We start from the raw sequence: 25,341 nt of genomic DNA on the forward strand, positions 1-25,341 counted from the left end.
GCTGCTAGGCTGGGGTAATGAAAGCCGCGTTCATCACCACCCTGGCTCTGGCCTGTGCTTCAACGGCCCGGGCCCAGGCGCCGGAGGTCGAAAGCCCGTCGGCCCGCTATCTGCTGGGCGTTGCGGTGGTGACGTCGCCGGAATACGACGGCGCCAGCCGGCGCGAGACCAAGCTCAAGCCGCTGTGGGCCTTCAAGCTTGGCCGGGTGCGCATCAGCACCTCGGGTTCCGGCAGCCTGCTGGGTTTCGGCCGCGAGGAGTCGGCCGGCGGCGCCAGCACGCAGTTCATCGACACCGACAAGCTGCGCGTGGGCGTGTCGCTGCGTGTGGACAGCGGCCGCAGCAGCGGCGATGCCAGCACCACCCAGGGCCTGCCCGATGTCCGGCGCACGCTGCGGGCGCGCTTCTACACGAACTACAGCCTCACCAAGGACTTGAACGTCGGCGTGACGTTGTCGCAGGACCTGCTCGGCCGGCACGGCGGCATGACGCTGGGCACCGACCTGGGCTGGCGCTTCTACCGCAGCGAGACGCTGGAATGGACCAGCGGCATCGGCATCTCGGCCGGCAGTGCGCAGAACCTGCGCAGCTACTTCGGCGTGCCCGAATCGGCCGTCGCGGCCAGCGGCAAGCCGGCCTATGACCCGGGCTCTGGCCTGCGTGACCTGCACCTGGGCGTTGGTTTCATCCGCCCGATCAACAAGCATTGGCTGGTGTATGGCAATGCCGGTGCCAGCCGTCTGCTGGGCCCGGTGGCCGACAGCCCGCTGGTCGAGAAGCGCACCGGCACGTCCGCCGGCATCGGCCTGGCCTGGCGCAACTAGAGCTTGATCCGCCCGCGCCAGATGTCGGCGTACATGACCCAGTCGCCGATGAAGCTGTAGAGCGGGTACTTGAAGGTCGCCGGCCGGTTCTTCTCGAAGAAGAAGTGCCCGACCCACGCAAAGCCATAGCCGCACAGCAGGCCGTACAGCAGCCACACCAGGGCGCCCGTGCGCAACAGCTGCCACAGGCAGACCAGCACCAGCGTCGAGCCGACGAAGTGCAGGCGCCGGCAGACGATGTTGCTGTGCTCGCTGAGATAGAAGGGGTAGAAATCGGCGAAGCGGGTGAAGCGTTCGGTGCTCATGTCGCCCATTCAAGCGCGGCGGGGCGGTTCCCGGCAAGCGGGCTTGCCCTCGCAATAATCCGCCGATGAGCCCAGCCGCTGCGCCCGCCACCGACTTCGAGGTCGTCATCCTGGGTGCCGGCATGTCCGGCCTGTGCATGGCCATCCAGCTTCAGCGCGCCGGCATCACGGACTTCGTCATCGTCGAGAAGTCCGCCGGCATCGGCGGCACCTGGTGGGACAACCGCTACCCCGGCGCACAGGTCGACGTGCCGGCGCCAGCGTACAGCTTCAGCTTCGCGCCCAACCCGCACTGGACGCATCGCTTTGCCGATGCGCCCGAGATCCAGCACTACCAGCAGCGCCTGGCCGAGTCGCAGGGCCTGACACCGCATCTGCGCCTGGGCCTCGCCATCACCGAGGCCCGTTTCGACGCCGAGGCCGGCCGCTGGCGGCTGCGGCTGGACAGCGGTGAGCGCTTCAGCGCGCGCTTCTTCGTCTGCAGCACCGGCGCGCTCAGCGTCGGCCGCTGGCCCGACATCCCCGGCCTGGCCGACTTCCAGGGCCCGCTGCTGCACAGCGCCCGCTGGCCGGCCGACGCCGACCTGGCGGGGCAGCGCGTGGGCGTCATAGGCACGGGCTCGACGGCCGCGCAACTGGTGCCGGCACTGGCGCCCGTGGTCGGCAGGCTGACGGTGTTCCAGCGCACGGCCAACTGGATACTGCCGCGCGCGGACCGGCGCTATGGCCGGCTGGACAGATGGCTGAGCCGCGTGCCGGGCTATGCGCCGCTGGCCCGGCGCTTCTGGGTGCAGGTCATGGAATGGGGCCGGCGTGGCTTCGACGAGGGCACGCTGGCGCGTCGCCTGCTGATCGCCGCCGCCAACGCCCACCGTCGCCGGCTCGTGCGCGACCCGCAATTGCGCGAGCGGCTGGCGCCCAGCTATCCGTTGGGCTGCAAGCGCATCATCTATTCCAACGACTACTACGCGGCGCTGGCCCGGCCGCAGTCCGAGCTGGTGACGGCCGGCATCACCCGCATCACCGCGCGCGGCGTGCTGACCGAGGACGGCCGCGAGCATGCGCTGGACACGCTGGTCTGCGCGACCGGCTACGACACGCTGCATCCGCTGTCCGGCATCCGCATCGAGGGCCTGGGCGGCCGACTGCTGTCCGAGGCCTGGCGGGACGGTGCCAACGCCTACCTGGGCATCACGGTGGCAGGCTTTCCCAACCTGTTCCTGATGCTGGGACCGAACACGGCCACCGGCCACACGTCGACGCTGCTCTACATCGAACCCCAGGTCGAGCACGCCATTGCCTGCATGCAGCGCGTACGCCGCGAGGGGCGCCGCTGGCTGGCCGTGCGCGCCGACGTGGCCACCGCGCATGACGCCGCGCAGCAGCAGCGGCTGGCGACGTCGGTGTGGAGCCAGTGCCGCTCCTGGTACCGCGCCGAGAACGGGCGCATCGTCGCGATCTGGCCCGGCTTCACGGCCGAGTACGTCAAGGCCGTGCGCCGGCCCGACGACACGGCCTACGAACTGGGTTGAAGCGCCTGGCGCAGCGCCGCGAGCATCGCGTCCGGCGCCTCGGCCATGATCTCGTGGCCCGCCTGCAGTCGGTGCACGCGCGGCTTCAGCCAGGCCTCCAGCAGCGTGGTCTGCTTGGGCGACGTCATCTGATCCATCGCGCCGAGGATGAGCGTGACCGGGCAGTGCACACGTGCCGCGGCGGCCTCGGCGTTGGCGTAGGCATCGCACAGCTTGAAGTCGTGCTCGAACAGGTTCAGCGCGGGCTGCTGCGCCTGGATGCGCCGCTTCAGCGCTGTCGAGCCGCCCCGCAGCCAGGCGCCGGGGCCGGGGTAGCTGGGCTTGGCGCTGGCGAGCGAATGCGAGAAGGCCGTGACCATGTCGATGGCCTGGTCGGGGCGCTCGCGGGCGGTCGTCAGCAGCGCGTCCGACACCTTCATGGGATAGGCCGTGCCGACCATGACGAGGGCGTCGGCACGCGCGGCGGCCTCCAGCGCGGTCAGCGAGCCCATGCTGTGGCCGACCAGTGTGGCCCTGTCCACGCCGGCCGCGTCCAGCAACCGGTGCAGCCATTGCCCGAGGGCCTCGATGCTGGCCAGCGGCGCGCCGACGCTGCGGCCGTGGCCGGGCAGGTCCACGGCCAGCACGCCGTGGCCGTGGTGGGCGCACCAGCGCGCGAGCAGCGTCCAGACGCTGTGGTCGTTCAGCGCGCCGTGGATGAAGACGACGCAGGGCAGGGCAGGGTCGAACGCCTTGCCCCCCGTATAGGCGTAAGCCTCTTGGCCATCAACGACGAGCTTCATGCCTTGCCCGCCATCTTCAAGGCCCGCTTGAGGTCGTCCATCAGGTCCGCCGGGTCTTCCAGGCCGATGGACAGGCGGATGGTGCCGGGGCCGATGCCGGCATTGCGCAGTGCAGTATCGTCCATGCGGAAGTGCGTCGTGCTGGCCGGGTGGATGACCAGCGACTTGGCATCGCCCACATTGGCCAGGTGCGAGAACAGCTTCAGCGCCTCGATGAAGGCGCGGCCCTGCTCGCGGCTGCCCTTGAGGTCGAACGAGAACACGGCGCCGGCGCCGCGCGGCAGCAACCGCTGGGCGAGTGCGTGGTCGGGGTGCGAGGCCAAGCCGGGGTAGCCGACCTTGTCGACAAGCGGCTGCGCGGCCAGGAACTCGGCCACGGCTTGCGCATTGGCGACGTGCCGCGCCATGCGCAGCGGCAGCGTCTCCAACCCCTGCAGCATCAGCCAGGCCGTGTGCGGGCTCATGCAGGCGCCGAAGTCGCGCAGGCCCTCGCGGCGGGCGCGCAGCAGTAAGGCACCGACGGTGCTCTCCTCACTGAACACCATGCCATGGAAGCCTTCGTAGGGCTCGCACAAGGTCGCAAAGCGGCCGCTGCTCGCGTGCGCCGCATCCCAGTCAAACGAGCCCGCGTCCACCAGCACGCCGCCGACGACGGTGCCGTGGCCGCACAGGAACTTGGTGGCCGAGTGGTAGACCAGGTCAGCGCCCAGCTCGGCCGGGCGCTGAAGATAAGGCGTCGTGAAAGTCGCGTCCACCAGCAGTGGCAGGCCCGCCTCGTGGGCGATGGCCGAGACGGCCGGAATGTCCAACACGTCCAGGCCCGGGTTGCCCAGCGACTCGCCGAACAGCAACCGCGTCTCCGGCCGGATGGCGGCGCGCCAAGCGTCCAGATCGCGCGGGTTCACGAAGGTCGTGTCGATTCCGAAACGACGCAGCGTGTAGTGCAACAGGTTGTGGCTGCCGCCATACAACGCCGTGCTGGCCACGACGTGGCCGCCGGCGCCCATCAACGTGCAGATGGCCAGGTGCAGCGCGGCCTGGCCGCTGGCGGTGGCGATCGCGCCGACGCCGCCGTCCAACGCCGCCATGCGCTCCTCGAAGACGGCCGTGGTCGGGTTGGACAGGCGGCTGTAGACGTGGCCGGAGCGCTCCATGTTGAACAGCGAGGCCGCGTGCTCGCTGCTTTCGAAGACGAAGGAGGTGCTCAGGTGCAGCGGCGTAGCCCGCGCGCCGGTGCCCGGGTCGGGCGCCGCGCCGGCATGCAAAGCAAGAGTGTCGAAGCCCGGCATGGTGTTTTCTATGGGGTGGTTGCGCGGGCATTGTGTGCTATGTTGACCGGGCGTTTTCCCATGGAGGCCCCTATGAAAGTCGTCGATATCCTGCGTGTCAAAGGTGGCACCTTGTTCACCGTCACGCCCGACGAGCCGCTGAAGAATTCGCTCGAGGTGATGGCCGAACGTGATATCGGTTCGCTGGTGGTGATGGAGCACGGCGACCTGGTCGGCATGCTGACCTTCCGCGAGGTCATCCAGGCCGTTGTGAAGAACAGTGGCGCGGTGGGCACGACCATCGTGCGCACGGTGATGGACGACGCGCCGCTGACCTGCACGCCCGAGACCGAGATCGACGAGGTGCGCCGCATGATGCTGGGCCGCCACGCGCGCTACATGCCGGTCATGAACGGCAAGACGCTGATGGGCGTGATCTCGCTGTACGACGTGGCCAAGGCCGTGGTGGACAGCCAGGACTTCGAGAACCGCATGCTGAAGGCCTACATCCGCGACTGGCCGGTGGAAGAGAACGCGACGGAACCCGAGTCCAAGCTGTGAGTCCGGTCCGAGGACAGCGCCTGCGCGCTGCCGGACGCCGGCCGAACGACATCCGGCCTGCAAGCCGGATGGCATGACGGCCCGGTTCGCATCCTGACAAGGCGGCCTTGCGGGGCCGCTTTTGCTTTGGCGGGCCACCTAGAATTTGCCCATATGTCAGGCAGCACCTTCGGCGAACTCTTTCGCGTCACCAACTTCGGCGAAAGCCACGGGCCGGCCATCGGCTGCGTCATCGACGGCTGCCCTCCAGGCATGCCTTTGAGCGAGGCCGACATCCAGCCCGAACTGGATCGGCGCCGCCCCGGCACCAGCCGCCACGTCACGCAGCGCAACGAGCCCGATGCGGTCGAGATCCTGTCGGGCGTCTACGAAGGTGTCACGACCGGCACGCCCATCTGCCTGCTGATCAAGAACACCGACCAGCGCAGCAAGGACTACGGCAACATCCTCGACACCTTCCGCCCCGGCCATGCCGACTACACCTACTGGCGCAAGTACGGTGTGCGCGACCCGCGCGGCGGTGGCCGCGCCTCAGCGCGGCTGACAGCGCCCATGGTGGGCGCCGGCGCCGTGGCGCGCAAATGGCTGCGCGAGGCCTATGGCACCGAGTTCCGCGGCTGCATGACGCAACTGGGCGGCATGGAGATCCCGTTCGAAGGCTGGCAGCACGTGGGCCAGAACCCGTTCTTCGCCGCCAACGCCAGCAAGATCGCCGAACTCGAGGCCTACATGGACGACTTGCGCAAGGCCGGCGATTCCGTCGGCGCGCGCATCCGCGTCGAGGCCACCGGCGTGCCGGTCGGCCTGGGCGAACCGCTGTTCGACAAGTTGGACGCCGACATCGCCTACGCGCTGATGGGCATCAACGCCGTCAAGGGCGTGGAGATCGGCGCCGGCTTCGGCGTCGTGGCGCAGCGCGGCACCGAGCATGGCGACGAGCTGAGCCGCGACGGCTTCGCCAGCAACAACTCGGGCGGCATGCTGGGCGGCATCTCCACCGGCCAGGACATCGTCGCCAGCATCGCGATCAAGCCCACCAGCTCCATCCGCAGCCCCAAGCCCAGCATCGACCGCGCGGGCAACCCGACGACCGTGGAAACCTTCGGGCGCCACGACCCCTGCGTGGGCATACGCGCCACACCCATCGCCGAAGCGATGCTGGCCCTGGTCTTGATGGACCATGCCCTTCGTCATAGGGCGCAGTGCGGCGACGTGAAGCTGCCGATCGACCCCATTCCGGCATCTCGTCCCGCCTGAGGCGCAGCCTGTCCGCCCCGGCGCCGGCCTGATCGCGGGCCGGTGCAGCTCAGCCCCCGCAAACCGCGTTTCGTCACAACCCCGCTGCGCCTGGGCGCCTCTGTTTCTAGACTGCAAAGGTCTGTATCAGAGAGCTTTTGGGGGAGTCATGCGCAAGTCCTTGAAGTTGGGTGCCATCGCGGCGGTCGTGCTGCTCATCGGCGGAGCCGGCGTGGCAGTCATGGCGAGCAAGGGCGATGGCCCGAAGAAGCCGGGTGACGAGAAGGCCAAGACGGCCCTCGAGTTCGTCGCCAGCGAGGTCGTCAAGCCGGTCGTCACCGCGATGCCGGCGCAAATCGAATTCAGCGGCCCGCTCGTGGCACCGGGCACGGCCATGGTGCGCGCCAAGTCCAACGGCACGCTGCTGAACCTCGCCGTCGGCGAAGGCAGCCGCGTGAAGGCCGGCCAGGCGCTGGGCCAGGTGGACCTGGAAGAGTTGCGGTATCGCATCGCCGAGCGCGGCGCGAGCGTGGAGGCCATGCGCGCCCAGATGGAGCAGGCCGAGCGTAGTTACAAGGCCAACGAAGGCTTGGCGGCGAAGAATTTCATCGCCCAGACGGCGCTGGACAACTCGCGCGCGGCTTACGAATCGGCCCGCGCCAACTGGAACGCCGCCAAGGCCCAGCTGGACACCAGCCAGGTGACGATGCGCCAGGCCGCCCTGGTGGCGCCCATCAACGGCGTCGTCTCCAAGCGCCACGTGGTCCCCGGCGAGAAGGTGGCCGCCGAGCAGCAGATCCTGACCATCGTCGACCTGTCCAAGCTGGAGCTGGCCGGCCTGGTCGGCACCCATGAGGTCAGCCGCCTGAAGCCGGGCATGACGGTGCAGGTCAAGGTCGAAGGCGTGGACGAGCCCGTCGAGGCCAAGATCGACCGCATCGCCCCCAGCGCCGAGCCGGGCACGCGCTCCATCGGCGTGACGCTGGTGCTGAGCAACCCCAAGGAGCTGTACCGCGCCGGCCAGTACGCCGTCGCCAAGGTCGTGCTGCAGGACGACACGCAGCGCCTGACGGTGCCCATCGCCGCCATCACGCGCAACTCGGGCCAGGAGCAGGTCTGGATGATCGAGAACGGCGCGCTGGTGCGCCGCATCGTGACGACCGGTCGCAGCGACGCCCGCGAAGGTCGCGTCGAGGTGCTGAACGGCCTCAAACCCGAGGCCCAGGTGCTGGCCGCCCGCTTCGACAACCTGCGCGAAGGTGACAAGGCGAGCATCGTGGTCGCCAAGGCCAAGGTGGCCAGTTCGGCGGCGTCTGCTGCCGTTCAACAGTGAGGGCCGCGTCATGTGGATGACCCGCGTTTCCATCCAGAACCCGGTCTTCGCGACCATGGTGATGGTGGCCCTGTGCGTGCTGGGCCTGTTTTCCTATTCCAAGTTGGGCGTCGAGCAGATGCCCGACATCTCGCTGCCCGGTGCCTGGATCGACATCCGCTACCCCGGCGCCTCGCCCGAGGCCGTCGAGCGTGAAGTGGCCAAGCCGCTGGAAGAGGCGCTGAACACGATTGCCGGCGTGGACCGCATCCAGTCGCGCAGCTTTGAAGGCCGCGTGCAGGCCAGCGTCGAGTTCAGCCTGAACACCGACATGAGCCGCGCGATGCAGGACTTGCGCGACCGCGTGGCCGCCGCGCAGGCCGCCTTCCCCAAGGACGTGAAGCCGCCCACCGTGTCGCGCTTCCAGGCCGACAACGCCCAGCCCGTGGTCGTGATGGCACTGCTGTCGCCCACGCGCGGATCGCGCGAGCTGTCGATGATGGCCGACCTGATCGTCTCCAAGCGCCTGGGTCGCGTGGAGGGCGTGGCCAAGGTGGACGTGGGCGGCATGACCACCCGCGAGGTGCGCATCGACCTGGACCCGATGCGGCTGCGCGCCTATGGCGTGACGCCGGCCGAGATCGCCAAGGCGCTGGGTGATGCCAACTCCGACCAGCCGGTGGGCCTGCTGTCCGATTCGACGGCCGACGCCATCCTGCGCGTCGAAGGCCGCGTGAAGGACCCCAAGGCCTTCGGCAACATGGTCGTCGCGCGCCGCGGCAACCTGGCGCTGACGCTGAATGACCTGGGCACGCTGGTGGAACGTGAGCGCGAGCGCGACAGCATCGCCCGCATCAACGGCCAGCCGGCCGTCAGCTTCAACATCTTCAAGCAGCAGGACGCCAACATCGTCCAGACCGGCGAGGCCGTCAAGGAGGCGATGGAAGAGCTGCGCAAGGTGCTGCCCAAGGACGTCGAGCTGCGCCTGATCTACGCCAACAGCGACTTCGTCAAGGGCTCGCTCACGGGCCTGAAGCACACACTGATCGAAGGCGCGCTGCTGACGGTGGCCATCGTCTTCCTGTTCCTGCACAGCTGGCGCTCGACCATCATCACGGGCCTGACGCTGCCCATCGCCGTCATCTCCAGCTTCATCGCCGTGCACGCCTTCGGCTTCACGCTGAACTTCATGACGATGATGGCCTTGAGCCTGTGCATCGGCCTGCTGATCGACGACGCCATCGTCGTGCGCGAGAACATCGTGCGCCACGTCGGCATGGGCAAGGACCACCACACGGCGGCCGCCGACGGCACCAACGAGATCGGCCTGGCGGTCATGGCGACCACCTTCGCCATCTGCGCGGTGTTCGTGCCGGTCGCCTTCATGGGCGGCATCATCGGCAAGTTCTTCTACCCGTTCGGCATCACGGTGGCCGTGGCGGTGATGGTCAGCCTGTTCGTCAGCTTCACGCTCGACCCCATGCTGTCCTCGGTCTGGCATGACCCACCGAACGCGCGCATCAAGCACTGGCCCGTCATCGGCCACGCCATCCGCGCGACGGACTGGGGCATGGACCGCCTGCACGACGGCTATGAACGCCTCATCAAGTGGGCCTTCTCGGGCCGCCGCTACCGCGTCTTCGTGCCGCCCATCCCCGCCTACGGCCACCCGTTCAGCGCCGACGGCAAGCGCGACAAGGCCGCCAAGCGCGTGCTGCGTTTCGCGACACTGACGCCGCGTGGGCTGGTCATGTGGGGCGCCGTCGCCAGCTTCGTCATCGCGCTGATGCTGGCACCGCTGGTGGGCAGCGAGTTCGTGCCGCAGACCGACAACGGCTTCACGCAGGTCAACCTGCGCATGCCCGTGGCCAGCAGCGTCGAGCGCGGCAGCGCCAAGGTCGCGCAGATCGAGGAGATCCTGAAGGGCTATCCCGAGATCAAGACCGTGTCGACCGTGGTCGGCAGCACGGGCGAAGGCTTGTCCACCGGCCGCAACCAGGCGGCACTGAACATCTCGCTGACCGACCGCAGCGAACGCAAGCGCTCGCAGAAGGAAGTCGAGGACGCCATCCGCGAGGACATCGCCAAGATCCCCGGCATCGAGGTCAGCGTGGGCTTCGACCGCCCGATCTGGATCACCATCCTGGGCAGCGACCCCGAGGTGCTGACGCAGACCGCCAAGGACTTGGTCGAGAAGATCAAGAAGATCCCCGGTGCGGTCGATGTGGACACCACCGTCAAGCCCGGCCTGCCGGCCTTCGCCGTGCGCCTGAAGGATTCGGCCATCCGCGAGCTGGGCCTGACCGCGCCGCAGATCGCCTCCAGCTTGCGCGCCTACGTCAACGGCGAGGTCGCGACCTACTGGACGACGCCGGACGGCAACCAGGTCGAGGTGCTGCTTCGCCTGCCGCGCGAACAGCGCGAGCGCATCGAGCAGATGGCCAAGCTGCCGGTCGCCTTCTCCAAGGACGGCGCGCCCATCACGCTGGATCAGGTCGCCACCATCGAGCCGGTGTTCAACCCCGAGGTCATCCGCCGCGAGAACCTGCAGCGCCGCGAAGCCGTGTTCGCCGGTGTGCAAGGCCGCCCGGGCGGCGACGTCAACGCCGATGTGCAGAAGCTCATCAAGTCCACGCAGCTGCCGCCGGGCGTCAGCTTCAAGGTCGACGGCGCCGGCAAGCAGCAGGCCGAGGCCTTCAACGGCCTGCTGGCGGCCATGGGCCTGGCGGTGATCTTCATCTACATCGTGCTGGCCAGCCAGTTCGGCAGCTTCCTGCAGCCCATCGCCATCATGGCCTCGCTGCCGCTGGCCCTGATCGGCGTGATGCTGGCGCTGCTGCTGTGGCGCTCGACGTTGAACGTGTTCTCGATGATCGGCCTGGTCATGCTGATGGGCCTCGTGACGAAGAACGCGATCCTGCTCGTGGACTTCGCCAACCACGCCCGCAAGGCCGGGGCGACGGTGGCTGACGCGCTGCTGCAGGCCGGCCTGATCCGCATGCGCCCCATCATCATGACGACGGCGGCCATGGTCTTCGGCATGCTGCCCATGGCCATCGCGCTGAACGACGGCGGCGAAATCCAGGCGCCCATGGGCCGGGCCATCATCGGCGGTGTCATCACGTCGACGCTGCTGACGCTGGTCGTCGTGCCGGTGCTCTACAGCTATCTGGCGCGCGACAAGAAGAAGGTCAAGAAGGCGGCAGAGCAGGGCGGTGGCGCACTGCCGCAGCACGGCATGCCCGGCGTGATGCCGGCCGACAAGGAATAGAACGATCACCTCGAGCGCTTTGGCGCAGGGCCAGCGGCTTCGGCTGCTGGCCCTTTTTCTTTGGGTTGTGGCGCACGGACGCAATCCCATGAGGCGCGCAAGCTGACGCGATGGCACTCGCTATCCTCCCGGCATCACCGGTCAACCTGACACCCTGGAGAACCGACATGAGAAAACTGACGACCGCCCTGGCTGCATCCCTGACGCTGAGCCTCACCGGCTGCGGCTACAACACCTTCCAGACGACCGACGAGCACGTCAAGGCGAGCTGGTCCGAGGTCATCAACCAGTACCAGCGGCGCGCGGACCTGGTGCCCAACCTGGTCGCCACCGTCAAGGCCGAAGCCAAGTTCGAGCAGGACACGCTGACCCAGGTGATCAATGCGCGCTCCAAGGCCACGGCCATCCAGGCCACGCCCGAGCTGGTCAACGACCCGGCGGCGTTCCAGAAGTTCCAGGCCGCCCAGGGCGAGCTGACCGGGGCGCTGTCGCGGCTGATGGTGGTCACGGAGAACTACCCCACGCTGCGCGCCAACCAGGGCTTCCGCGACCTGTCCGCGCAGCTGGAGGGCACCGAGAACCGCATCACCGTCGCGCGCAACCGCTACATCAAGTCCGTGCAGGACTACAACGTGACGGTGCGCTCCTTCCCGTCCAACCTGACGGCCATGGTGATGGGCTACAAGGAAAAGGCCAACTTCAGCGTCGAGAACGAGAAGGAGATCTCCAAGGCGCCCAGCGTGAGTTTCGACACCGCACCGGCCAAGCCGGCGGCGCCGGCCTCCGAGGCTGTGAAATGACCCCAGCCCTGGCCTGGGGCCGCGCCGCCCGGGCGCTGCTGCTGGCGTGCGCGTTCGGCGGGTCGCTGTTCGCCGCGGCCCAGGTGCCCGTGCCGGCGCTGCAGGCCCATGTCACCGACTTGACCGCCACGTTGACCGCCGAGCAGAAGGCCTCGCTGGAGCAGACACTGACGGCCTTCGAGGCCAGGAAAGGGAGCCAGCTGGCCGTGCTGATGGTGCCGTCGACGGCGCCGGAGGCCATCGAGCAGTACGCCATCCGCGTGGCCGAGAAATGGAAGCTGGGGCGCAAGCGCGTCGATGACGGGGCCATCCTGGTCGTCGCCAAGGACGACCGCGCCGTGCGCATCGAGGTGGGCTATGGCCTGGAAGGCGCGCTGACCGACCTGGCCAGCAAGCGCATCATCAGCGAGACCATCTTGCCGCGCTTCAAGGCCCAGGATTTCTATGGCGGCATCAGTGCGGGGCTCGCGCAGATGGCGGGCGTCGTCGATGGCGAGCCCTTGCCCGAGCCCAGCAACGCGCCTGCCCGCGGCAGCGGTGGCGGCAGCGGATTCCAGGACTACCTGCCCGTGCTCTTCATCGTGGCGCTTGCCGTGGGCGGTGTGCTCCGGGCCGTGTTGGGCAAGCTGGTGGGCTCGGTGGTGACCGGCGGCGTCGTCGGCGTCATCGCCTGGTTCGTCGTCGGCGCGGTGACCGTGGCCGTTGGCGCGGGCGTGGTCGCGTTGTTCGTCACCTTGCTCGGCGCCGGCATGACCGGCCGTGGCATGGGCGGCATGGGCGGCTACTACGGTGGCGGCGGCCGGGGTGGTGGTGGTGGCGGCGGGGGTTTCAGCGGCGGTGGCGGCGGCTTCGGCGGCGGCGGCGCGTCGGGGAGGTGGTGAGCATGGGCATCCAACGCATCCTCAAGCACCTGCTGACGACGGACGGCGAGGTCGCGTGGGCCTTCCCCGCCGGCGCCTTGAACGCGATCGAGGCCGCGATCAAGGCCAGCGAGGCCCAGCACGCCGGCGAGATCCGGTTTGTCGTCGAGGCGGCGCTGGACGGCGCCCCGCTGTTCAAGGGGCAGTCACCGCAGGACCGGGCCATCGAGGTGTTTGCCCAGACGCGGGTCTGGGACACCGAGCACAACAACGGCTTGCTGATCTACCTGCTGCTCGCCGACCACGCCGTGGAGATCGTGGCGGACCGCGGCATCCATGCCGAGGTCGGCGCCGACGCCTGGCGCGAGGTCTGCCAGCGCATGGAGACGGCGTTCAGGCAGTCCCACTACGAGGCCGGCGTCATTGCCGGCGTGCAGGCGGTGACGCAGCACCTGGCGCGGCACTTCCCGGCGGCTGCAGGTGCGAACGAACTGCCGGACCGGCCGTTGCTGCTCTGACGGCGAGGCGCCGCTCAGCCCGTCGGCTGCTGTGTGCAGACCTCGCGCACGCAGCCGCGCAGCCAGCGGTGCGCCGCGTCACCGTCCATGCGCGGGTGCCAGAGCAGTGACACGGCGAAAGGCGCCAGCGTGAGTGGCAGCGCAAAGCTGTGCAGGCCCTCGCGCAGGTTGCCGGTGTGGCGCTCCGGCAAGGTGGCAATCAGGTCCGAGCCGCGCGCCAGCGCCAGCGCCTGGGAGAAGCCCCCCACCGTCACGACGATGTCGCGCGCCAAGCCCAGCGCGGCCAGGGCCTCGTCGACCGGCCCGCTCACCGGCCCGCGGCGTGACACCGCCACGTGGCGAGCGGCGGCATAGCGCGCGGCGCTGACCTCGCCCTGGCTCAACGCATGGCCTGCGCGCACGACGCCGATGAAGCGGTCGCGGAACAGCGCCTGCGTGCGCAGCTCCGGGCCGCTGTCCGCGCCGACGATGCCGGTCTCCAGGTCGACGCTGCCGTCGCGCAGCGGCGTGCTGTCCTTGTCGGGCTTGGGCACGAAGCGCAGGCGCACGCCGGGGGCTTCAGACACGACCCTGGCGAGCAGCGCGGCGCCGAAGTTCTCGACAAAGCCCTCGCGCGTGCGCAGCGTGAACTCCCGCGCCAGCCGGTCCAGCTGCAATGCCGCGGCGGGCCTCAAAGCGGCCTGGGCTTGCTGCAGCAGCGGCCCGATGTGCTCGCGCAGTTCCTGTGCCCTTGGCGACGCCACCAGGCCGCGCCCCGCGCGCACCAGCAGCGGGTCGCCCGTGGCGTCGCGCAAGCGGGCCAGGGACCGGCTCATCGCCGACGGGCTCAGCCGCAGCCGCCGCGCAGCGCCGGCGACGCTGCCCTCGGCCAGCAGGGCGTCCAGCGTCAGCAGCAGGTTGAGGTCAGGGTCTGACATGGCGTCGCGTGCATGAATGAAGTGCAAATGATGCGCCTTCCGCCATGCCTGACCCATGCCTAAGGTAGAGGCATGACCACCACCCTTGCCTCATCTGCCGCCGTGCCCCCTGCCAGCGTGCTCGCCAGCCTCGCGCTCGCGACCCTGCTGCCATCCCTGGCCATCAGCAGCGCCAACGTCGCATTGCCAACGCTGGCCGCCGCGTTTGGCGCCGGCGTCGCCCAGGCGCAATGGGTGGTGCTGGCCTATCTGCTCACGACCACGTCCCTCATCGTCGGCGCCGGCCGGCTGGGCGACTTGATCGGCAAACGCCGCCTGCTGCTGGCCGGCATCGCGCTGTTCACGGCCGCGGCGGCGCTCGGCTCGCTGGCGCCGACGCTGCCGCTGCTGATCGCCGCTCGCGCGCTGCAGGGCGTGGGGGCGGCCGCCATGATGGCCTTGACGATGGCCCTGGTGGGCACGGCCTTGCCCAAGGCGCGCAGCGGCCGCGCGATGGGCCTGCTGGGCACGATGTCGGCCGTCGGCACGGCGCTGGGGCCGTCGCTGGGCGGCGTGCTGATCGGCGCCCTGGGCTGGCGGGCCGTCTTTGCCGTCAACGTGCCGCTGGGCCTGCTGGCCCTCGCGCTGGCCTGGCGTGGCCTGCCTGCGGACCGGGGGCAGGGCGGCGCGGCAGGGTTGGACTGGCCCGGCACGTCGTGGCTGGCGCTGACGCTGGCCGCCTATGCGCTCGCGATGACGCAGCATCCGGGCCTGCTCGCCGTGGCTGCAGTCGGCCTGCTGCTCTTTCTGCGCACCGAGGCGCGCGCCAAGTCGCCCCTAGTGCGGCTGGACCGCCTGCGCGACCCCGCGTTGAGCACCAGCCTGGCGATGAACGCCATCGTCTCGGCCGTCATGATGGCCACGCTGGTCGTCGGCCCCTTCCACCTCAGCGGCGCGCTGGCCCTGGGCGCGGCCACGGTGGGCGCGTTGATGTCCATCGGCCCCATCGTGTCGGCCTTCAGCGGCGTGCCGGCCGGCCGCCTCGCGGACCGCTTCGGCACGCGGCGCATGACGCAGCTGGGCCTGGCCGCCATGGCGCTGGGCTGCGGTCTGATCGCGCTGCTGCCCGCGTCGCTGGGCGCCATCGCCTACGTCGGCCCGCTCGTCATCGTCACGCCAGGCTATGCACTCTTCCAGGCCGCCAACAACACGGCCGTCATGGCCGACGCGGCGGCCGGGCAGCGCGGCGTCATCAGCGGCTTGCTGACGCTGTCACGCAACCTGGGCCTCATCACCGGTGCCTCGGCCATGGCCGCCGTCTTCGCCGTGGGCGGCCTGGACCTGAGCTTCGCCATCGCGACAGGCTTGCTTGCCGTGGCGCTCGTGCTTGCCAAGCGCCTGCGTTGACCCGCACAATCGCGCCCGCTCCGGGGTGCTCGGGTTTGGCTGATGCCAGACCCAGAGGCTGAGATGGTCATGAGACCAAACCCGTGAACTTGAACCGGCTAGTACCGGCGTAAGGAGAGCGCATGCCTCGCGGCGTGCGGGCGATGCCACCCCGAGGTGGCGGGCCCTCGCACACCCACAGGCGGCCCCCCGGAGCACACCTTCAGCTGCTCCAGGAGACCGCGGTGAACGCCCCCGAAAAACACATCTCGCTCGATGAGCGCCTGTCGCTGACGCGCGAACCCTTTCCCGCGTCGACCAAGGCCTACGTCACCGGCAGCCGGCCCGACCTGCGCGTGCCCATGCGCGAGATCGCGCTGACCAACGGCGAGACCGTCGTCGTGCACGACACCTCCGGCCCTTACACCGACCCCAACGCGCAGATCGACGTGCGCCGCGGCCTGCCACCCATCCGTTCGAGCTGGGTCTCGGACCGCGCGGACATCGAGGTCTACACGGGCCGCACGCGCGTCGCACTGGACGACGGTGGCAAGGAGGACAACGAACGCATCGCGCAGCTGCGCGCCGAGGCCGCCGCCCTGCAGCGCCCGCCACGCCGCGCCCAGGCCGGTGCCAACGTCAGCCAGCTGCACTACGCCCGCCGCGGCATCGTCACGCCGGAGATGGAGTTCGTCGCGTTGCGTGAGAACGGCCGGCGTGAGTGGATGCGCGAGTACCTGTCCGACGCCGAGCGTGAGCAGCGCCTGCGCGGCGACTCGCTGGGCGCGGCCATTCCCGACATCATCACGCCCGAGTTCGTGCGCCGGGAAGTCGCCCGTGGCCGCGCCGTCATCCCGGCCAACATCAATCACACGGAGCTGGAGCCGACCATCATCGGCCGCAACTTCCTGGTCAAGGTCAACGCCAACATCGGCAACTCGGCCGTCACGTCCAGCATCGAGGAAGAGGTCGAGAAGCTGGTCTGGTCCATCCGCTGGGGCGCGGACACGGTGATGGACCTTTCCACCGGCCGCAACATCCACACGACGCGTGACTGGATCGTGCGCAACTCGCCCGTGCCCATCGGCACCGTGCCCATCTACCAGGCGCTGGAGAAGGTGGGCGGCGTGGCCGAGGACCTGAGCTGGGCCATCTTCCGCGACACGCTGATCGAGCAGGCCGAGCAGGGCATCGACTACTTCACCATCCACGCCGGCCTGCGCCTGCCGTTCATCCACCTGACGACCAAGCGCCGCACGGGCATCGTGTCGCGCGGCGGCTCCATCCTGGCCAAGTGGTGCATCACGCATCACCGCGAGAACTTCCTGTACACGCACTTCGAAGAGATCTGCGAAATCATGAAGGCCTACGACGTGACCTTCTCGCTGGGCGACGGCCTGCGCCCCGGCAGCGGCGCCGACGCCAACGACGAGGCCCAGTTCGCCGAGCTGAAGACGCTGGGCGAGCTGACGAAGATCGCGTGGAAGCATGACGTGCAGACCATGATCGAAGGCCCCGGCCATGTGCCCATGCACCTGATCCAGGCCAACATGACGGAGCAGCTGAAGCACTGCGACGAGGCGCCGTTCTACACGCTGGGCCCGCTGACCATCGACATCGCGCCGGGCTACGACCACATCGCCTCGGCAATAGGCGCGGCCATGATCGGCTGGATGGGTACGGCCATGCTCTGCTACGTGACGCCCAAGGAACACCTGGGCCTCCCGGACCGCGACGACGTGAAGCAGGGGCTGATCGCCTACAAGATCGCCGCCCACGCGGCCGACATCGCCAAGGGCCACCCCGGCGCCCGCGCGCGCGACGACGCGATGAGCAAGGCGCGATTCGAGTTCCGCTGGCACGACCAGTTCGCACTCGGCCTGGACCCGGACACGGCGCGCGACTATCACGACGAGACGCTGCCCAAGGACTCGTCCAAGGAGGCGCATTTCTGCTCCATGTGCGGGCCGAAGTTCTGCTCGATGAAGATCACGCAGGATGTGCGCGAGTACGCGGCGGCCAAGGGGCTGGAAGCGTCGGACGTCGTGGCCGACGGCATGGCGCAGAAGTCCGCCGAGTTCCGTGCCCACGGCGGCGAGCTCTACATCCCGATCGCCAAAGCCTGATGGCCACCATCGCCATCGCAGGCGCCGGCGTCATGGGCCGGCTGCTGGCCTGGCACTTGGCGCGGGCGGGGCATCGCGTGCAGGTTGTCGACCCAGCCGCGGGACCGGAACAGGCCGGCGCAGCGGCCTTCACGGCCGCCGGCATGCTCAGCCCGCTGGCCGAACAGGAACACGCCGAACCCGAGATCACCACGCTGGGCTGGCGGTCGCTGACGCTGTGGCCGGCGATTGCCGAGGCGCTGGGGCAGCCCGAGCTGGTGAAAACGGAAGGCAGCGTGTTGCTGGCCCATGGCGGCGACATGGGATGCGCTCAGCGTGTGCTCTCCCGGCTGGACCACCCCGAGCCGCTGAACCGCGCCGCACTGCAGATGCTGGAGCCGGCGCTCTCCCCCGACCTCAAGGCCTGGTGGCTGCCCGGCGAAGGCCAGCTGTTGCCACGCGAGTTGCTGCTGGCACTGGCCGACCAGGCGCGCGGCGTCGACTGGCTTTGGTCCCGTCATGCCATCGCCGTTCAGCCCCACCGGCTCGAACTGGACGACGGCCGCCGCCTGGATGCCGACCTCGTCATCGACACCCGCGGCCTCGGTGCCAAACCCGACCTGCCAACCCTGCGCGGCGTGCGTGGCGAGATCCTGTGGCTGCACGCGCCCGGCATCGTGCTGAACCGCCCGGTGCGGCTGCTGCACCCGCGCCACCGCGTCTACCTGGTGCCACGACCGGGCGACGTCATCGTCGTCGGCGCGTCGGAGATCGAGAGTGAAGACCGCTCGCCGGTCAGCCTGCGCAGCGCCGTCGAGCTGATGGCCGCCGCCCATAGCGTGCTGCCGGCGCTGGCGGAGGCCCGCATCGTCCACATGGACACCAACCTGCGCCCGGCCTTGCCCGACCACTGCCCGCGCATTGACCACCAGCCCGGGCTGCTGCGCATCAACGGCCTGTTCCGCCACGGCTGGCTGCTGGCGCCGGCGCTGGCCGAGAAAGCCCTTCACCACCATGCCTGAGTTCACCCTCAACCGCGAACCCCAGCCCTGGCGCGAGGGCTTGAGCCTTGCCGCGCTGCTGGCCGAACAGGGCCGAGCGCCCGACGCCGTCGCCACGGCCCTCAACGGCGCCTTCGTGCCGCGCGCGCGGCGCGACACCACGCTGATCCAGCCCGGCGACGAGCTGACCCTGATCCAACCCATCACAGGCGGATGACATGACCTGGACCCTCTACGGCCGCGTGCTGACCAGCCGCTTCCTGCTCGGCACGGCCGGCTACCCTTCGCCCGAAGTGCTGCGCCGCGCGGTGCTCGCCAGCGGCGCGCAGGTGCTGACCGTGGGCCTCAAGCGCACGCTGGCCGCGGCCGGCGACAACGGCTTTGTCGCCGCCATCCGCGAGACTTTGCGTGAGACCGGCGGGCAGTTGCTGCCCAACACGGCCGGCTGCCGCACCGCGCAAGAGGCTGTCACGCTGGCGCACATGGCGCGCGAGCTGTACGGCACGGCCTGGATCAAGCTGGAAGTGATCGGCGACGAGTACACGCTGCAGCCTGACCCCTGGGAGCTGGTCGGCGCCGCCGCGCAACTGGTGAAGGACGGCTTCGACGTCTTCCCCTACTGCACCGACGACCTCGTCACCTGCCGCCGCCTGCTCGACGCGGGCTGCGAGGTGCTGATGCCCTGGGGCGCGCCCATCGGCTCGGGCCAGGGGCTGCTGAACCCGTTTGCGCTGCGCACGCTGCGCGAGCGCCTGCCCGGCGTGCCGCTGATCGTCGACGCCGGCATCGGTGCACCGTCGCATGCGGCCCAGGCGATGGAGCTGGGGCTGGACGGCGTGCTGCTGAACTCGGCGGTCGCGCAGGCCGGCGACCCCATCCGCATGGCGGAGGCCTTCGGCCAGGCCATCGCGGCCGGGCGGCTGGGCTTCGAGGCCGGCGTGATGGCCAGGCAGGACATGGCCGTGGCGAGCACACCGGTGGGCGGCCGGCCCTTCCTGATCTCATGAAGAAGCCCGTCATCTGGAGCATTGCCGGGCTGGACAGTGGCGGTGGCGCGGGCTTGTCCGCCGACCACCGTGCGGCCGAGGCGATGGGTGTGCACCTGTGCCCAGTCGCCGCTGCGCTGACGGCGCAGAACAGCGTGGCTGTCGAGGCCGTCTTTCCCGTGTCGGCCGAGCGTTTGGAGGCCCAGCTGGCCGCGCTGGGGAACGATCTGCCGCCCGTGGCGATCAAGACCGGCCTGCTGGGAGGCGTCGAGCAACTGCGCGTCGTCACGCGCTGGGTCGACCGGCTGCGCGAGCGCGGACCGCTGGCGCTGGTGGTGGACCCCGTGCTGCGCGCGTCGACCGGTGCGAGTTTGGCGAGCGACGACCTGCTGCGCGCCTACCGCGAGGAGCTGCTGCCGCGCGCCACCGTCGTCACGCCCAACCGGCGCGAAGCCGCGCGGCTGGTGGGCGAGGGCGATGCGCCGGAACAGGCCCTCGCGCTGCTGGCCTTGGGTGTTGGCAGTGCCTGCATCTCCGGCGGCGACGAAGCCGGCCCACTCGCGTCGGACTGGCTCGCGAGCCCGCAAGCCCACGGCTGGCTGGCCCTGCCGCGCCGCGACGCGCGCAACAACCACGGCACCGGCTGCTGCTTCGCGACGGGCCTGGCTGCCGCGCTGGCCCGCGGCTTTGCCGCGGCAGACGCGGCGTTGCTCGCCAAGATGCTGACCACTTCGGGGCTTCGCGCCGACGACCCGCCGGGGGCGGGCGCCGGCCCGGTGCGGCCGTCGCCAGGCTTCATCACCGACCCCAGCCTGCTGCCCGCGCTGTTCGAGGAGATGCCCACCGTTTGGCCCGCGCACCGCGACGGCCCGCCCGCCGTCGAAGGCGTCTATGGCATCACGGACAGCGGCAGCCACGCGGCACAGCTCTTCGATGCCGGCCTGCGCACCGTGCAGCTGCGTCTCAAGCGAGCGGAGGGCGAAAGCGCCTGGCCCGACCGCCTGCGCGCCGAGGTCGAGGCCGCCCGCCGCCCGGGCACGACGTTGATCGTCAACGACCACTGGCGCGAAGCGCTGGCGATGGGCGTGGACTTCATCCACCTCGGCCAGGAAGACCTGCTCGCGCTCACCGACGATGACCGCCGCGGCCTCGCCACCGCACGCGCGAACGGCCTGCGCCTGGGCCTCAGCTCGCACAGCCTGTGGGAGCTGGCCCGCTGCGTGGCCTGGCGGCCCGACTACATCGCCTGCGGCCCCGTCTGGCCCACGCTGACCAAGGCCATGCCGTGGCGGCCGCAAGGCCTGGACAACCTGGCCTGGTGGGCGGCGATGTCACCAGCCCCGGTCGTCGGCATTGGCGGCGTGCTCGCGCCGGAGCAGTTGATCCAGATCGCCACCTGCGGCGCCAGCGCCGGCTGCGTGGTGCGAGGGCTGAAGCAACGGCCCATGCATGAATGGCTGGACGCCTGGCACAGCGGCGCGGCGATGCCGCTGCTGGTGGAGGCCGGTTGGCCGCACCCCAGCCTGGACTGATCCGGCTCAGTCGTCGCTCAAGGCCTGGTAGACCAGCAACGACGCGTGCGCATCGTTGGCGGCGTACTGCAGCTGCTGCGGCGTCAGGGTCTTGTTGGCCCAGTTGGACGTGGTCGCCTTCCGGGACTTGCTGAAGCGCCGGCCCAGCACGATGGCGACGGCGGCTTTCACGCCCACCTCGTCCTTGTAGCCTAACCGCTTCACCAGGTACCCCAGGTCGATGGACTGGCCCAGCCGCAGGCCCAGCTTGCGCTGGATCTGCGGCCGGTCCGAGGTCAGACCGAAGCCCACCTTGACGACATCGTCCGACTCGATCATGGCTTGCAGAAAATCCGCCACGCCGGGTGTCGCCGTCTGCACGATGAAGGCATCGGTCAGCGTGGCGAACTGGATGACCTCGGGGCCGGTCTGCGGCATGCCGGCCACGAAGACCGGCCTGCTCTCGGTGTCGAAGCCCACATGCCCGGCCTGCCGGAGCGCCTGCTCGGCGATTTCGAGTTGCGCGGGGGTCTTCAGCAGATGGATGCGGCTGGCCGGCAGCGCCTCATAGGCTGGCATCGCCGCGATCTGCTCGGCAGTGGGGCGTTGAAGCAATGGGGATCTGCGCACGGTGGGCAGTATCTGCCTTGGGGCCAGCACCCTGAGCGCGCCGCCCGGCAATGAATCACGGCGCCAGCAACCGCTCGCAGCGCTGGCGCAGATCCTCGGCCAGCCGGCGCAGCGCCGGCGTCAGCCGGTGGCGGCCCACGGCCATCCAGTGCAGCGGCGCCGGCTCGCCCAGCCAGCCTGGCAGCAGGGCCACGAGCCGCCCGGCGGCGAGGTCGGTGGCGACATCCAAGCTGCTCTTGTAGGCGATGCCCAGCCCGGCCACCGCCCATTCGCGCACCAGGCCGCCGTCGTCGGCGATGCGGCGGCCGCCCACTTCGACAGCCTGGGCCTCGCCCTGAGGCGATGTGAAGCGCCAGCGGCCATGCGGGCTGTCGCCCTGCACCCAGCGCAGGCAGTCGTGCGCGCTCAGCTCCGTCGGCGTCTGCGGCGTGCCGCGGCGCGCGACATAAGCCGGGCTGGCGCACAGCACGCGGCGGTTGCCCGGTGCCAGCGGCAGCGCGACGAGACTGGAATCAGGCGGCTCGCCGTAGCGCACCGCGTAGTCCACCGGGTCTTGCACGAGGTCGGTCAGCCGGTCGCTGATGCGCAGCTCCAGCTGCACACCGGGGCTGGCCTCGGCGGCGGCGAAGTCCTCGATCCAGCGCCAGAGGTGCTGGCGGCCGATGTCGCTGGGCAGGCTGACGCGCAGCCGGCCGTTCAGCGGCCGCGCCTCGCCTGCCGCATCGCGCAGCGCGGCCTGGCCGTCCTCCCACGCCGCCAGCATCTGCCGGGCATGGGGCAGCCATTGCTCACCGGCCTCGGTCAGGCGCAGCCGGCGCGTGGAGCGCTCGAACAGGCGCACGCCCAGCTCGCGCTCCAGCCGCGCGATGCTGGCGCTGGCCTGCACGGGGCCCAGGTCCAGGCGGCGGGCGGCGGCCGAGAAGCTGCCGGCCTCGGCGGCCGCGACAAAGAGCTGCAAGGGGGAAAGTCGGTCCATCTTCATGTTTGTGATGAAACTGATTCGCCAATCCTAGGCTTTCTGAATGGAATGCGCGGCGCCACCATGACGGCCATCGTTGATCTGCTCCTGAAAGGACACGCCCCATGAAAGCGGTTGGCTACCTCCAGTCCCTGCCCATCACCCACCCCGAGGCCCTCGTCGACCTGACGCTGCCCGCACCCCAGCCCGGCCCGCGCGACCTGCTGGTGCGCGTGGCCGCCGTGTCGGTGAACCCGGTCGACACCAAGGTGCGCAAGAACCGCGCGCCCCAGCCCGGCCAGCCGGAGGTGCTGGGCTGGGACGCCGTCGGCACGGTGGAAGCGCTGGGCGAGGCCGTCGAAGGCTTTGCCGTTGGCGACCGCGTCTACTACGCCGGGGCCATCAACCGCCCGGGCTCGAATGCCGAGCTGCAGGTCGTCGACCACCGCATCGCTGCGCGCGCGCCGCGAAGCCTGTCGGACGCCGATGCCGCCGCGTTGCCGCTGACGGCCATCACGGCGTGGGAGCTGCTGTTCGACCGCCTGGGCGTGGCCGAGGGCGGCGGCGCGGGCCAGAGCCTGCTGGTCATCGGCGCGGCCGGCGGCGTGGGCTCCATCCTTGTGCAGCTGGCCCGCCAGCTGACCCAGCTGCGCGTCATCGCCACGGCCAGCCGGCCCGAGACGCAGGCCTGGGCGCGCGAGCTGGGCGCCCATGTCGTCGTCGACCACGGCCAGCCCCTGCGGCCCCAGCTGGTTGCCGCCGGCGTGGCCGAGGTCGAACTGATTGCCAGCCTGACGCACACCGAGCAGCACTGGGACGCCATCATCGACGCCGCGGCGCCGCAAGGCCGCGTGGGCCTCATCGACGACCTCGGCGGTCCCATCGACGTGATGACGCTCAAGCGCAAGGCGCTGTCCCTGCACTGGGAAATGATGTTCACGCGGCCCATGTTCGGCACGGCCGACATCGCCCAGCAGGGCCGGCTGCTGGCGCGCGTGGCGGCGCTGGTGGACGAAGGCCGGCTGCGCAGCACGGTCAGCGAGCAGCTCAGCCCCATCAACGCGGCCAACCTGCGCCGCGCGCACGAGCTGGTGGAGTCGGGGCGCATGCGCGGCAAGCTGGTGCTCAGCGGGTTCTGAGCCGGCTTGGCGCCGGGCCGGCAACCGCGCTGGCGACGCGCGCCTGGCCGGTCACGGCGGGCGACGCGCCGACGCCTGACGGCCATGCAGCGTGGGCTCACGGCATTGAGGCGGTCGGCAATGCTCAGTGGCACAGGCGTCGGACAAGGGTGCCCGCTGGGGGGCGCTTGTCCGACGCCGGGCCCGCCTGGGCGGGCCTAGGCTTGCGGCATGGCTTTTGACGTCAGCCGCCAATGAGCATCCGGCCACCCTACCGCGTTGGCACGGCCGGCTGGGCCATCGCCTCGAACAATGCCGCGGGCCTGCCGGCGGCAGGCTCTCAGCTGGAGCGTTATGCCGCCGCGCTGAATTGCGCGGAGATCAACTCGTCCTTCTACCGCAGCCACCGGCCGCAGACCTACGAGAAATGGGCGGCCAGCACGCCGCCCGGGTTTCGCTTCGCGGTCAAGCTGCCCAAGCAGATCTCCCACATCGCCCGGCTCGAGGGCGCAGAAGAACTGCTGGCCGGCTTCATTGGCGAGGCGGGCGGGCTGGGCCGCAAGTGGGCGGTCATGCTGGTGCAGCTGCCGCCATCGCTGCAGTTCGATGTCCTGTTGGCCGGGCGCTTCTTCGCGCAGGTGCATGCCCGCTTCCGCGGTGCCGTGGTTTGCGAGCCGCGCCATGCGAGCTGGTTCACGCCCGAGGCCGACCGGCTGATGCGAGCGGCCTGTGTCGCCCGGGCAGCCGTCGATCCCGCCAAATGGCCGGGCGCTGACGAGCCCGGTGGCGACAAGCGGCGCGTGCGCTATTTCCGCTGGCATGGCTCGCCGCGCATGTACTGGTCGCCCTATGACGAGGACTGGCTGGCGACCCAGGCCGGGCGGCTGAAGGCAGGCCCCAGGCAGCCGGCATGCTGGTGCGTGTTCGACAACACCGCGTCCGGCGCTGCACTGCAGAACGCACGTCAGCTGCGCGCGCTGCTTTGACTCACCACTTGCAGCCCTTGCCGCGTGCCGCATCGATGGCCAGCGGCACGGCGGCCAGGATGCCGGCGTTGCTGTAGGCCTTGCGGCAGTCCTTGTTGGTGGCGTCCTCGATGGACTGCTCCAGCTTGGACTTGCGCTCGGGCGGCGGCGGCAGCAGCTCGACCAGGCCCGGCCCGCGCCTGGCGGCCATGTCACCGCGTGGCAGCGACAGGTTCAGCGGCGAACGCGGCGCGCTGGCCGCGGCGGTGGGCGGCGAGGGCAGGTTGGGGCCCAGGCGGGGGCCGGCGTCCGGCGAGCCGGCGGAGGCCTTCGGCGCGGCAAAGGCTTCGGCGGCCGGGTCGCCGCGTGCCGGGCCGGCCGGTGCGGCCGTTGCGGCCGTTGCGGCCACTTGGCCGGGCAAGGCGTTGGACAGATCGGGCAGCGCGTTGGCGGCCGTCGCCGCCGGCGCCGGGCGGGTGCCGCTGGCGGCCTGCATGGGCGTGACCGCGGCTGCGG

General features: G+C 70.2%; 23 protein-coding genes, 1 pseudogene and 1 riboswitch. Of the genes and pseudogenes, 17 read left to right on the forward strand and 7 right to left on the reverse strand.

Translation table 11 applies throughout. From position 1 onward, the window contains the following. Window positions 1–17 precede the first annotated feature (17 nt). Entirely contained in the window at window positions 18–824 is an 807-nt protein-coding gene (locus tag AC1D29_RS05870) for a MipA/OmpV family protein (protein ID WP_477895107.1), read from the forward strand. Here the strand turns inward: AC1D29_RS05870 and AC1D29_RS05875 are convergent. Next, the gene (locus tag AC1D29_RS05875; RefSeq protein WP_477895109.1) at window positions 821–1,129 is read right to left on the reverse strand and encodes an Mpo1-like protein; all 309 of its coding nucleotides are present in this window, start codon (window positions 1,127–1,129) and stop codon (window positions 821–823) included. The genes AC1D29_RS05870 and AC1D29_RS05875 overlap by 4 nt on opposite strands. 65 nt (window positions 1,130–1,194) lie before the next feature. Here AC1D29_RS05875 and AC1D29_RS05880 point away from each other — a divergent pair, with 65 nt between their 5' ends. Beyond that, the gene (locus tag AC1D29_RS05880) at window positions 1,195–2,661 is read left to right on the forward strand and encodes a flavin-containing monooxygenase (protein WP_477895111.1); all 1,467 of its coding nucleotides are present in this window, start codon (window positions 1,195–1,197) and stop codon (window positions 2,659–2,661) included. On the opposite strand, the gene AC1D29_RS05885 is transcribed toward AC1D29_RS05880, so the two are convergent. After that, window positions 2,646–3,443, reverse strand: coding sequence for an alpha/beta fold hydrolase (locus tag AC1D29_RS05885; protein WP_477895113.1), 798 nt, complete (start codon window positions 3,441–3,443; stop codon window positions 2,646–2,648). The two genes, AC1D29_RS05880 and AC1D29_RS05885, sit on opposite strands and share 16 nt — an antisense overlap. Next, window positions 3,440–4,732, reverse strand: coding sequence for an O-acetylhomoserine aminocarboxypropyltransferase (locus tag AC1D29_RS05890; protein WP_477895115.1), 1,293 nt, complete (start codon window positions 4,730–4,732; stop codon window positions 3,440–3,442). Before AC1D29_RS05890 ends, AC1D29_RS05885 begins: the two co-directional genes overlap by 4 nt. A gap of 72 nt (window positions 4,733–4,804) precedes the next feature. Here AC1D29_RS05890 and AC1D29_RS05895 point away from each other — a divergent pair, with 72 nt between their 5' ends. The 7 genes from AC1D29_RS05895 (at window position 4,805) to AC1D29_RS05925 (ending at window position 13,269) form a co-directional block, all read left to right on the forward strand. Then, window positions 4,805–5,272 carry a CBS domain-containing protein gene (locus AC1D29_RS05895; protein ID WP_477895118.1) on the forward strand — a complete coding sequence of 156 codons (468 nt, stop codon included), beginning with the start codon at window positions 4,805–4,807 and terminating at the stop codon, window positions 5,270–5,272. Window positions 5,273–5,425: 153 nt separating this feature from the next. Then, complete coding sequence (gene aroC / locus AC1D29_RS05900; protein ID WP_477895120.1) at window positions 5,426–6,529, forward strand: chorismate synthase; 1,104 nt, start codon at window positions 5,426–5,428, stop codon at window positions 6,527–6,529. A gap of 148 nt (window positions 6,530–6,677) precedes the next feature. Then, window positions 6,678–7,841 carry an efflux RND transporter periplasmic adaptor subunit gene (locus AC1D29_RS05905; RefSeq protein ID WP_477895122.1) on the forward strand — a complete coding sequence of 388 codons (1,164 nt, stop codon included), beginning with the start codon at window positions 6,678–6,680 and terminating at the stop codon, window positions 7,839–7,841. Between the two features lie 10 nt (window positions 7,842–7,851). Continuing rightward, window positions 7,852–11,091, forward strand: coding sequence for an efflux RND transporter permease subunit (locus tag AC1D29_RS05910; RefSeq protein WP_477895124.1), 3,240 nt, complete (start codon window positions 7,852–7,854; stop codon window positions 11,089–11,091). Between the two features lie 167 nt (window positions 11,092–11,258). Beyond that, window positions 11,259–11,891, forward strand: coding sequence for a LemA family protein (locus tag AC1D29_RS05915; protein WP_477895127.1), 633 nt, complete (start codon window positions 11,259–11,261; stop codon window positions 11,889–11,891). Next, a complete protein-coding gene (locus AC1D29_RS05920; protein ID WP_477895129.1) occupies window positions 11,888–12,772 on the forward strand; it encodes a TPM domain-containing protein in 885 nt (294 codons plus the stop codon). The genes AC1D29_RS05915 and AC1D29_RS05920 overlap by 4 nt, the downstream gene beginning before the upstream one ends. Window positions 12,773–12,774: 2 nt before the next feature. Continuing rightward, window positions 12,775–13,269 (forward strand): TPM domain-containing protein, encoded by a 495-nt coding sequence (locus tag AC1D29_RS05925; protein ID WP_477895131.1) that lies wholly within the window; start codon window positions 12,775–12,777, stop codon window positions 13,267–13,269. Window positions 13,270–13,283: 14 nt separating this feature from the next. Here the strand turns inward: AC1D29_RS05925 and AC1D29_RS05930 are convergent, their stop codons facing one another. Continuing rightward, complete coding sequence (locus tag AC1D29_RS05930) at window positions 13,284–14,186, reverse strand: LysR family transcriptional regulator (protein WP_477895133.1); 903 nt, start codon at window positions 14,184–14,186, stop codon at window positions 13,284–13,286. A gap of 72 nt (window positions 14,187–14,258) precedes the next feature. Here AC1D29_RS05930 and AC1D29_RS05935 point away from each other — a divergent pair, with 72 nt between their 5' ends. The 6 genes from AC1D29_RS05935 (at window position 14,259) to AC1D29_RS05960 (ending at window position 21,175) form a co-directional block, all read left to right on the forward strand. After that, window positions 14,259–15,572, forward strand: coding sequence for an MFS transporter (locus AC1D29_RS05935; RefSeq protein ID WP_477895135.1), 1,314 nt, complete (start codon window positions 14,259–14,261; stop codon window positions 15,570–15,572). 11 nt (window positions 15,573–15,583) lie between these two features. Then, window positions 15,584–15,705: riboswitch (TPP riboswitch) on the forward strand. 91 nt (window positions 15,706–15,796) lie between these two features. After that, window positions 15,797–17,677, forward strand: coding sequence for a phosphomethylpyrimidine synthase ThiC (thiC, locus tag AC1D29_RS05940; protein WP_477895137.1), 1,881 nt, complete (start codon window positions 15,797–15,799; stop codon window positions 17,675–17,677). Further along, the gene (locus AC1D29_RS05945) at window positions 17,677–18,678 is read left to right on the forward strand and encodes an FAD-dependent oxidoreductase (RefSeq protein ID WP_477895139.1); all 1,002 of its coding nucleotides are present in this window, start codon (window positions 17,677–17,679) and stop codon (window positions 18,676–18,678) included. The genes thiC and AC1D29_RS05945 overlap by 1 nt, the downstream gene beginning before the upstream one ends. After that, a complete protein-coding gene (gene thiS, locus AC1D29_RS05950; protein ID WP_477895141.1) occupies window positions 18,671–18,874 on the forward strand; it encodes a sulfur carrier protein ThiS in 204 nt (67 codons plus the stop codon). Before AC1D29_RS05945 ends, thiS begins: the two co-directional genes overlap by 8 nt. Before the next feature lies 1 nt (window position 18,875). Beyond that, complete coding sequence (locus AC1D29_RS05955; protein WP_477895143.1) at window positions 18,876–19,664, forward strand: thiazole synthase; 789 nt, start codon at window positions 18,876–18,878, stop codon at window positions 19,662–19,664. After that, window positions 19,661–21,175, forward strand: coding sequence for a PfkB family carbohydrate kinase (locus tag AC1D29_RS05960; protein WP_477895145.1), 1,515 nt, complete (start codon window positions 19,661–19,663; stop codon window positions 21,173–21,175). Before AC1D29_RS05955 ends, AC1D29_RS05960 begins: the two co-directional genes overlap by 4 nt. A gap of 6 nt (window positions 21,176–21,181) precedes the next feature. Here the strand turns inward: AC1D29_RS05960 and AC1D29_RS05965 are convergent, their stop codons facing one another. Together AC1D29_RS05965 and AC1D29_RS05970 are read right to left on the reverse strand one after the other, a co-directional pair. Continuing rightward, window positions 21,182–21,733, reverse strand: coding sequence for a 3'-5' exonuclease (locus AC1D29_RS05965; RefSeq protein WP_477895147.1), 552 nt, complete (start codon window positions 21,731–21,733; stop codon window positions 21,182–21,184). Between the two features lie 106 nt (window positions 21,734–21,839). Further along, window positions 21,840–22,760, reverse strand: coding sequence for a LysR family transcriptional regulator (locus tag AC1D29_RS05970; RefSeq protein WP_477895149.1), 921 nt, complete (start codon window positions 22,758–22,760; stop codon window positions 21,840–21,842). Window positions 22,761–22,867: 107 nt separating this feature from the next. On the opposite strand from AC1D29_RS05970, the gene AC1D29_RS05975 reads away from it, so the two are divergent. Then, window positions 22,868–23,881: a zinc-binding alcohol dehydrogenase family protein gene (locus AC1D29_RS05975; protein ID WP_477895151.1), complete on the forward strand. Its 1,014-nt coding sequence runs from the start codon at window positions 22,868–22,870 to the stop codon at window positions 23,879–23,881. A 233-nt stretch (window positions 23,882–24,114) separates the two neighbouring features. Then, window positions 24,115–24,846 (forward strand): DUF72 domain-containing protein, encoded by a 732-nt coding sequence (locus tag AC1D29_RS05980; RefSeq protein WP_477895153.1) that lies wholly within the window; start codon window positions 24,115–24,117, stop codon window positions 24,844–24,846. A 1-nt stretch (window position 24,847) separates the two neighbouring features. Here AC1D29_RS05980 and AC1D29_RS05985 read toward each other — a convergent pair. Continuing rightward, window positions 24,848–25,341 (reverse strand): annotated as a pseudogene (locus tag AC1D29_RS05985) (hypothetical protein); the annotation flags it as partial.

Source organism: Roseateles sp. P1_C6, from assembly GCF_056406315.1.

Coding starts and splice junctions, on each gene's coding strand:
- AC1D29_RS05870 (WP_477895107.1), top strand. CDS start 18: ATGAAAGCCGCGTTCATCACCACCCTGGCTCTGGCCTGTGCTTCAACG.
- AC1D29_RS05875 (WP_477895109.1), bottom strand. CDS start 1,129: ATGAGCACCGAACGCTTCACCCGCTTCGCCGATTTCTACCCCTTCTAT.
- AC1D29_RS05880 (WP_477895111.1), top strand. CDS start 1,195: ATGAGCCCAGCCGCTGCGCCCGCCACCGACTTCGAGGTCGTCATCCTG.
- AC1D29_RS05885 (WP_477895113.1), bottom strand. CDS start 3,443: ATGAAGCTCGTCGTTGATGGCCAAGAGGCTTACGCCTATACGGGGGGC.
- AC1D29_RS05890 (WP_477895115.1), bottom strand. CDS start 4,732: ATGCCGGGCTTCGACACTCTTGCTTTGCATGCCGGCGCGGCGCCCGAC.
- AC1D29_RS05895 (WP_477895118.1), top strand. CDS start 4,805: ATGAAAGTCGTCGATATCCTGCGTGTCAAAGGTGGCACCTTGTTCACC.
- aroC (WP_477895120.1), top strand. CDS start 5,426: ATGTCAGGCAGCACCTTCGGCGAACTCTTTCGCGTCACCAACTTCGGC.
- AC1D29_RS05905 (WP_477895122.1), top strand. CDS start 6,678: ATGCGCAAGTCCTTGAAGTTGGGTGCCATCGCGGCGGTCGTGCTGCTC.
- AC1D29_RS05910 (WP_477895124.1), top strand. CDS start 7,852: ATGTGGATGACCCGCGTTTCCATCCAGAACCCGGTCTTCGCGACCATG.
- AC1D29_RS05915 (WP_477895127.1), top strand. CDS start 11,259: ATGAGAAAACTGACGACCGCCCTGGCTGCATCCCTGACGCTGAGCCTC.
- AC1D29_RS05920 (WP_477895129.1), top strand. CDS start 11,888: ATGACCCCAGCCCTGGCCTGGGGCCGCGCCGCCCGGGCGCTGCTGCTG.
- AC1D29_RS05925 (WP_477895131.1), top strand. CDS start 12,775: ATGGGCATCCAACGCATCCTCAAGCACCTGCTGACGACGGACGGCGAG.
- AC1D29_RS05930 (WP_477895133.1), bottom strand. CDS start 14,186: ATGTCAGACCCTGACCTCAACCTGCTGCTGACGCTGGACGCCCTGCTG.
- AC1D29_RS05935 (WP_477895135.1), top strand. CDS start 14,259: ATGACCACCACCCTTGCCTCATCTGCCGCCGTGCCCCCTGCCAGCGTG.
- AC1D29_RS05945 (WP_477895139.1), top strand. CDS start 17,677: ATGGCCACCATCGCCATCGCAGGCGCCGGCGTCATGGGCCGGCTGCTG.
- thiS (WP_477895141.1), top strand. CDS start 18,671: ATGCCTGAGTTCACCCTCAACCGCGAACCCCAGCCCTGGCGCGAGGGC.
- AC1D29_RS05955 (WP_477895143.1), top strand. CDS start 18,876: ATGACCTGGACCCTCTACGGCCGCGTGCTGACCAGCCGCTTCCTGCTC.
- AC1D29_RS05960 (WP_477895145.1), top strand. CDS start 19,661: ATGAAGAAGCCCGTCATCTGGAGCATTGCCGGGCTGGACAGTGGCGGT.
- AC1D29_RS05965 (WP_477895147.1), bottom strand. CDS start 21,733: ATGCCAGCCTATGAGGCGCTGCCGGCCAGCCGCATCCATCTGCTGAAG.
- AC1D29_RS05970 (WP_477895149.1), bottom strand. CDS start 22,760: ATGGACCGACTTTCCCCCTTGCAGCTCTTTGTCGCGGCCGCCGAGGCC.
- AC1D29_RS05975 (WP_477895151.1), top strand. CDS start 22,868: ATGAAAGCGGTTGGCTACCTCCAGTCCCTGCCCATCACCCACCCCGAG.
- AC1D29_RS05980 (WP_477895153.1), top strand. CDS start 24,115: ATGAGCATCCGGCCACCCTACCGCGTTGGCACGGCCGGCTGGGCCATC.